General features: G+C 50.8%; 8 protein-coding genes. 4 read left to right on the plus strand and 4 right to left on the minus strand.

Annotated features, from left to right (window positions below; all coding sequences use genetic code 11):
* The coding region (locus tag IBX50_RS15690; RefSeq protein ID WP_292257236.1) for a DUF1016 N-terminal domain-containing protein at window positions 1–458 on the minus strand (458 nt) is incomplete at its 3' end.
* A gap of 100 nt (window positions 459–558) precedes the next feature.
* Here IBX50_RS15690 and IBX50_RS15695 point away from each other — a divergent pair.
* Window positions 559–1,281, plus strand: a complete 723-nt coding sequence (locus IBX50_RS15695; RefSeq protein ID WP_292257237.1) for an AraC family transcriptional regulator — start codon at window positions 559–561, stop codon at window positions 1,279–1,281.
* Here IBX50_RS15695 and IBX50_RS15700 read toward each other — a convergent pair.
* Window positions 1,259–1,660: a VOC family protein gene (locus IBX50_RS15700; protein WP_292257238.1), complete on the minus strand. Its 402-nt coding sequence runs from the start codon at window positions 1,658–1,660 to the stop codon at window positions 1,259–1,261. The genes IBX50_RS15695 and IBX50_RS15700 overlap by 23 nt on opposite strands.
* Before the next feature lie 147 nt (window positions 1,661–1,807).
* Here IBX50_RS15700 and IBX50_RS15705 point away from each other — a divergent pair, with 147 nt between their 5' ends.
* Genes IBX50_RS15705 through norR form a run of 3 tightly spaced genes read left to right on the plus strand, consistent with a single transcriptional unit; the run spans window position 1,808 to window position 4,442 of the window.
* Window positions 1,808–2,359 carry a hypothetical protein gene (locus IBX50_RS15705; RefSeq protein ID WP_292257239.1) on the plus strand — a complete coding sequence of 184 codons (552 nt, stop codon included), beginning with the start codon at window positions 1,808–1,810 and terminating at the stop codon, window positions 2,357–2,359.
* Window positions 2,356–2,919, plus strand: coding sequence for a GNAT family N-acetyltransferase (locus IBX50_RS15710; RefSeq protein ID WP_292257240.1), 564 nt, complete (start codon window positions 2,356–2,358; stop codon window positions 2,917–2,919). Before IBX50_RS15705 ends, IBX50_RS15710 begins: the two co-directional genes overlap by 4 nt.
* Window positions 2,916–4,442 (plus strand): nitric oxide reductase transcriptional regulator NorR, encoded by a 1,527-nt coding sequence (gene norR, locus IBX50_RS15715; protein WP_292257241.1) that lies wholly within the window; start codon window positions 2,916–2,918, stop codon window positions 4,440–4,442. Before IBX50_RS15710 ends, norR begins: the two co-directional genes overlap by 4 nt.
* Before the next feature lies 1 nt (window position 4,443).
* Here the strand turns inward: norR and IBX50_RS15720 are convergent, their stop codons facing one another.
* Window positions 4,444–5,289: a nucleotidyl transferase AbiEii/AbiGii toxin family protein gene (locus IBX50_RS15720; RefSeq protein ID WP_292257242.1), complete on the minus strand. Its 846-nt coding sequence runs from the start codon at window positions 5,287–5,289 to the stop codon at window positions 4,444–4,446.
* A complete protein-coding gene (locus IBX50_RS15725) occupies window positions 5,270–6,295 on the minus strand; it encodes a type IV toxin-antitoxin system AbiEi family antitoxin (RefSeq protein WP_292257243.1) in 1,026 nt (341 codons plus the stop codon). The genes IBX50_RS15720 and IBX50_RS15725 overlap by 20 nt, the downstream gene beginning before the upstream one ends.
* Window positions 6,296–6,581 lie beyond the last annotated feature (286 nt).

The raw sequence follows: 6,581 nt of genomic DNA on the forward strand, positions 1-6,581 counted from the left end.
TTGCTGGCCAGCAGGCGCTCGTAATAAAGCACACCGATCTGGCGTTCCAGTGCCCGCACACTCCAGTTTTGTGTTGCTGCTTCATCTGCATACCACTGCCTGGCAGCGGGGTTTTCGATACGCATCAGAGTGCGGTAATGACTCCAGCTCAAAACACTACACGCTGTGTAGTGTTTTGGAAAGGTAAGGTAGAACTGACGCATATTGCGCAGGTTGCCAACATCAAAACCTTTGCCAAACTCACTCTGCAATTGCTCTGACAAATGCTTGAGCTGCTGCTTGCCATACTCTGCACGCTCTTGCCCTTGCTGCTCTTGCTCTACAATCAATCGTCCAATTTCCCAGTAAGCCTGCACCATCTGCTGATTGATCACTTGCCTGACTTGCTGGCGAGCTTGCTGAATGACTTGTGCAATGGCGGTATACAAGTGATTGGGGGTCGGTTCCTTCTTGGTCATACTGTGCATCCTGCTTGGTAAAGGGTTTTTATAGTTTCATTATTCTGTTCAGAAAGTAAACACCTGAGTCTGGAATATCGTCAATCTGGAGTGTTGTATTTTGTCTGATCCTTATCTTTGCCAATGGACGCTGCAGAGTGCCACAGACGAGCTACTGATCTGGCCGGATGGCTGTCGTGATGTGATTCTGGTTTTTGCACCGGATCAACCGGCACAATTGCTGTTGACCGGATTGGATCAGCTACCTCGCAGTGTATGTTATCCAGCTGGAACCTTGTTTGTGGGTGCAAGACTTGCAGTGGGAAGTTTTCTGTCGCTTGAGAGGTGTTTGCCGTTCGTCGGAGATGATCGGTGGTTACCCAGTAGTGAGTTACCTGCTGTTCTGACATGGGAGGATTCACTGCCTGCTTTGGCAGAGGTTGGGCGTGGCTGGTTGAGTCAGTTTCTGCATGCCAATTTACAGCCGCCACAAGATTGGGTGGTGGATTATCTGCAATTCCTGAAGTTGGCTTTGCCTTTTGTGCCGCATCGTCAGGTCAGTGACCGCAGTTTTCGACGCCAGTTGGTTCGGGCAACGGGTGCACCTCCTCGTTATTGGCAAAACCTGGCTCGTGTTCGCAGGACGGCAGGTGTTGTGGCTGCCAGTGATGAGCCCCTTGCTGCGGTGGCTGCTGATCTGGGGTTTGTCGATCAGGCGCATTTGAGCCGGTGTCTGGTGCAGTGGCTGGGTCAGACACCGGGCAGGTTGAGGAAGAATCGTGCATCAGTGCTGGCTCGCTTGGCCGCGCCGGATGCTTTTTTTAATCCGGCTGCTGGTGGATAAAATAAGCTGCAAACTCATCACTGGGTTGAATCGGGTGATAGCAGTAAACCATGACACCCGATGGATCTTGTACACCAAAACCTCGGTCACCCCAGGGGTGATCTTCCAGTGGCAGTTGTGGTTTCAGTCCCTTTTTTTGCAAGACCTCCAGTAGTTCATCGGCATGATCAACCTGCAAGTTCAGGAACAGGCCTCCGGTATAAGGCTGCATACCCTGTTGTGGCTCCATCAAACACAGTTGCTGACCTTGCGGCAGTTGTAGCACCACATACCAGCCGCAATCAAACACAGGCTTGGCAGCAAAATACTGTTCATAAAAGGCGCGGCTTTTGTTCAGGGTTGATGTAACCAGGGTGGTGCTGATGGATTTGATCAACATGGTTGGTCTCCTTTGTGGTTCAGTCAGACCCTGAGTTTGTGGCTTGGCGATGTGGGTGTATTGTACTTTTCGGCCAATATTGTGATTACCAGCCCGTTTAGGTCGTTATACTAAACGGCTGGTTTATCTACCACTTCAGGAGTGGGTATGTACGGCAAATGGCTGGCGGGATTGTGTTTGTGGTTGGTGGTTGCATCAGGTGTGCAGGCGGCAGAGGTGTATTTGCGTGCCGGGCTGGGGCTGAGTGATTACAAGGCACGCGGGGAGTATTTGGGTAATCGGGGTGAGCCGGGTTTTGATGATCTGGATTATTCCGGTATGGCAGGGGTGGGTGTTCGTTTTTGGCAGCGTGTCAGTCTGGAGGTTTCAAATCTGGAGCTGGAGTTTCTGCCATTTATCACTGATCACCTTTATGGCGTGGATGGTTATGCCACCCGCTGGTTAGCTGGTTATCAACATCCTTTGAATGACTGGGCGCATCTGGGTGTTCAAGCCGGAGTGATGGACTGGAAGGTGGACGTGAAACCAGCAATTCTTCGGGGTTCACGCAGTTTTTCCGGCAGGGATACTTATTACGGCTTGTTGTTACGGTTGGGCAATCAGCGTGCAGCTTTTCTGATGGGGCATGACCGCAGCAAGTTTGAGTCGATTAATTACAAGCTGAATTGGGTCGGGTTTGAATTGGCGTTTGGACGATGATGAATAATTTGCTGTGTACCACCCCTCGTCTGCTGATCCGTCAGTTAACTCAGGACGATCACCCGCAATTGTCAGCAATACTGGCAGATCCAGAGGTGATGAAACATTCACTGCGCGGTGTTTGTGATGCTGCCATGACCCAAACCTTTCTGGATTGGTGTCTGCGTTGTTATGCAACCTACGGTTTTGGTCCCTGGGCACTGGTGGATCAGGCATCTGGTGCGCTGGTTGGTTTTTGTGGCATCAGCCCGGAGCTGGTGGGTGAGCAGCTGGAAACCAATCTGGGTTATCGGTTGGCGCGTAATTTCTGGGGTAAGGGACTGGCAACGGAGGCAGTAGAGGCGGTGCTGACACTGGCTTTTGAAACCCTGCAAAGGGATTCCGTGGTGGTGATTATTGAACCGGATCATCCTGCATCCCGCCGTGTAGCAGAAAAAGCCGGTTTTTGTGAACCACAACGGATGGTGTTTCACCAAAGGCAGATAGACCTGTATCGTATGGAGCATAGGATGTATCTGGCAACAGCCAAGCCTGCAGGGGGCGCAATAAAACAACCATGATGGATTCTCTTTTGCTGGCCGATCTGACCACCGAGCTGGCTCCGGCGATACGTTTTCAGCGTTTGATTTATGCAATCAAGCAGTCTTTTGATTGTGGTGCGGTGGCCTTGCTGAAAAAGGAAGATGAAGTGTTGCGCCCGGTGGCGGTGGAGGGTTTGGTGAAAGAGGCGTTGGGGCGGCGTTTCCGGGTGGCTCAACATCCGCGCTTGGCTACCCTGCTCAGCAGCCGTGAACCAGTGATTTTTGACCCACACAGCAGTGTGCCGGATCCTTATGATGGTTTGGTTGATTCGCTGGCTGGTGAACCCCTGCCGGTGCATGATTGCATGGGTGTGAGCCTGTATGTGGATGGTCAGCAGTGGGGGGTATTGACGCTGGATTCACTGGTGTCTGGGACTTTCAGTCAGGCATCAGTGGATCGGTTGAAGCAATACACTCTACTGATTGAAACCTTTATCCGTGTTACCCAGCTGGAGCAGGAGCGCAGGGCGTTGCGCAGTTTTTCGCGCCCCGCAGAAAGTCTGGGTACACCCGCCTCTGGTTCGGAAATTATCACCCAGAGCCAGCAGATCACCCAGTTGTTGCATGAGCTGGATGTGGTGGCTCAGTCGGATTTACCCCTGTTACTGCTGGGTGAAACCGGGGTCGGCAAAGAGTTGTTTGCCCGTTTTGTGCATCAGCATTCCCGCCGCAGCAAACAACCGATGATTCAGATCAACTGCGCCGCTTTGCCGGAATCCCTGGCTGAAAGTGAGCTGTTTGGTCATGTGCGTGGAGCTTTTTCCGGTGCATCACAGGATCGCCCCGGCAGATTTGAGGCCGCCCAGGGTGGCACGTTATTTCTGGATGAGGTGGGTGAGTTGCCGTTGAGTATTCAGGCAAAACTCTTGCGAGTGCTGCAAAGTGGTGAAATCCAACGGCTGGGTTCGGATGCCACTCATCATGTTGATGTACGGATTGTGGCAGCCACCAACCGGCATTTACAGGAAGGGGTGCGTCAGGGTTCATTTCGGGCAGATTTGTATCATCGACTGTCTGTTTATCCGGTGCCGATTCCGCCTTTGCGTGAGCGGGTGGAGGATATTCTGCTGCTGGCAGGGCACTTTCTGGAGTTGAACCGTACCCGGCTGGGTGTGCGTTGCCTGCGTTTGTCTGCCGCCGCTGAGTATGCACTGTTGCAGTATGACTGGCCGGGTAATGTGCGGGAACTGGAGCATGTCATCAGCCGAGCTGCTTTAAAAACTCTGGCACGTCAAGGACGCTCGGATAACAGTGACTGGATCACCCTGGAGCCAGAAGAGCTGGATTTGCAACGCAGTACACCCCCTGCCGCATCGCCGGTGAGTGAGTCACAACAAACAACAGAAGCGTTGCCACTGAAACAGCAGGTTGAACTCTGTCAGCGCCAGGCCATCCGTCAGGCACTGGACCAAACACAAGGCAGTTGGACAGCAGCAGCACGCCTGCTGGATCTGGATTCCAGCAACCTGCACAAACTGGCACGGCGGTTGAATCTCAAGTGAATCAGGAAAGTCCTTGCCGCAAGGCTGTTAGCCTTGAAGTACAGGTTTCTGGTGTGTTTAGTGTTGAGCGGGACATTTCGTTACTGAGTATTTGCAGCCGATCCGCCCGGCTGAACAACTGTTGCTCCAGATGGGTGGCTGTTGGTCCTGTCATCATCCGGTGAAGTTCTTGCCCCAGCTTCATTGCCGCAGCCATTTCCATGTCCCATTGCTGAGCTTCCATATGTCCTTCATCGTATAGATCATCAGTGATCCCCGGGACTCTGGCGTACTGTTCAATTAGATAGTTGATGTCAGCAGCGTCCTTTGGTCTTTTTTCCGGGACGCGATCCAGCCAGGCGATAAGCTTCAGCAGTAACATTCCCACAGGTGATGCAACGGCAAGCTCCAGTAGCGGATTTTCACTTAACTTGACTTGCAGACTGTGCTCGTATGCCTCAGTAAACCCCATGACGTTCATTTGAATTTTATGCTCTGGCGGCCAACTGATCTGAGCGTTTGTACTGATGTCACCAAAAGGCAGGATGTCAACTTCCCAGGGGTGACCCGATATTTCCAGAATGAACCGATGTGGCATATTGGCAGCTGACTTGAATCCGGCCAATTGTAATTGATCTTTGAGTTTGGAAAAGTCATCCCAATGTGCGACTTTGATTGCAAAATCGATATCCCGTGTGGCTCGCTGCAGTGGAGCACCATAAGCCTCCACCAAAATCAGGTCGCGTGCGGTTGCACCTACAACCAGATAAGGAATCGACAGATTCACTGCTTGCTGATTAATCAGTTGGTAGAGATGAATCAATTTTTCCGGTAGTTTGCCGACCAGGTCAACTGAGGTATTTTTCATACAACCTCTGTGCTGCTTCCAGGTTTCGTGGTTCAGCAGAAGCGATCAGTTCTGCGTATACCAACAGTGGGTCTGCTATTCCCGGCTCTTTACCCTGGAGTTCTCTGATATCAAGGAATTGACTGCTGAGCAGAATTAATCGGTTCGGAGCTTCGCCTGCACGGGGTTTACGTAATCTAGCTTGATGAATGAGTACAGGATGTTGTTCTTCAGTGATGTATAACAAGGCATTCTGCGGTTTCAGAAAACCATCAGTGTAATGGGCTGCAGCATACTCTCCGCCCCAGAGTGCCTGAAGCTTTTCCATTTGCAGGTGTTGATGCCAGTTTGGATCATCACTGGTGAGCAACAGGTGGGGACATTTCATCTGTAACTGGCGTGGATAATGTATTAACCAGGTTTTTAACAGAGCATCTTTTTGTAATAGCTGACGCTTTTGGTTTCTGCCGTTGCCTTGCAGCATAAGGTAACCCTGCTGCCCCAAATCCTTTATGGTGGCTGTTACAGATCCCAGTGCAATACCAGCCCGCTGCGCCATTTCCCGATAAGTAGCCTGCAGCAGGTTGGGATCTTTTAATAACAAAAAAATCAACTGCATACCGGCAGTGTTGAATGCATGACCAGATGCAAGACTGGTGGTTTTATCCGGTTTTTTGCGACCTCTAATCAATATAAAACAGTTTGGCTGCTTAATGAAAGCATTGCCCTGTGAGTCAGCATACTGAATACCAGCTTGCTGCAAGCGCTCTGCTTGAGCAGGGTTGATATAGTCAGCAATCAATATTTGATTTGAAATTGAGGCAGACGGGTTCAGTGAGAGTTGCTGGATTAGTACGCCATCCGGTGTTTGGCTGGCATTTTTCCTGACCAGTAGCATCAACCGAGTTTTGTTGTCCGGTAACAGCAGGGTTTCCCCTTCCTGATGAAAAGGTTGATCAGTGATTTTTGATAACTGCATCAGCGTTTGATTCAGCAGTAGGGTATTTTCAGATGTATGATTGATCATGGTGCACCGTGTGTTATTGTTCGATACACTAGCATGTTCATAAATATTGAACAATGTTATTTTGTGAACGATAGTCAGAGCCTGACCGGCTGGTCGGTGACGGGGGTTTGTTTGCTGCTTTGACTACACTAGGCTGAAACCTTATCTCATGGGAGAAGCCTGATGAAACAAGAAAAACAAGAATTTGAACCGGTTAATCCGAAATACCGTGAAGAGGTGCAGCGGATTTTACTGGCTGCGCCTTTTGTTAAACAGCTGGGGCTGGAGTCGGTTGAAGTGGCACCTG

The sequence above is a fragment of the Marinospirillum sp. genome, assembly GCF_014859565.1.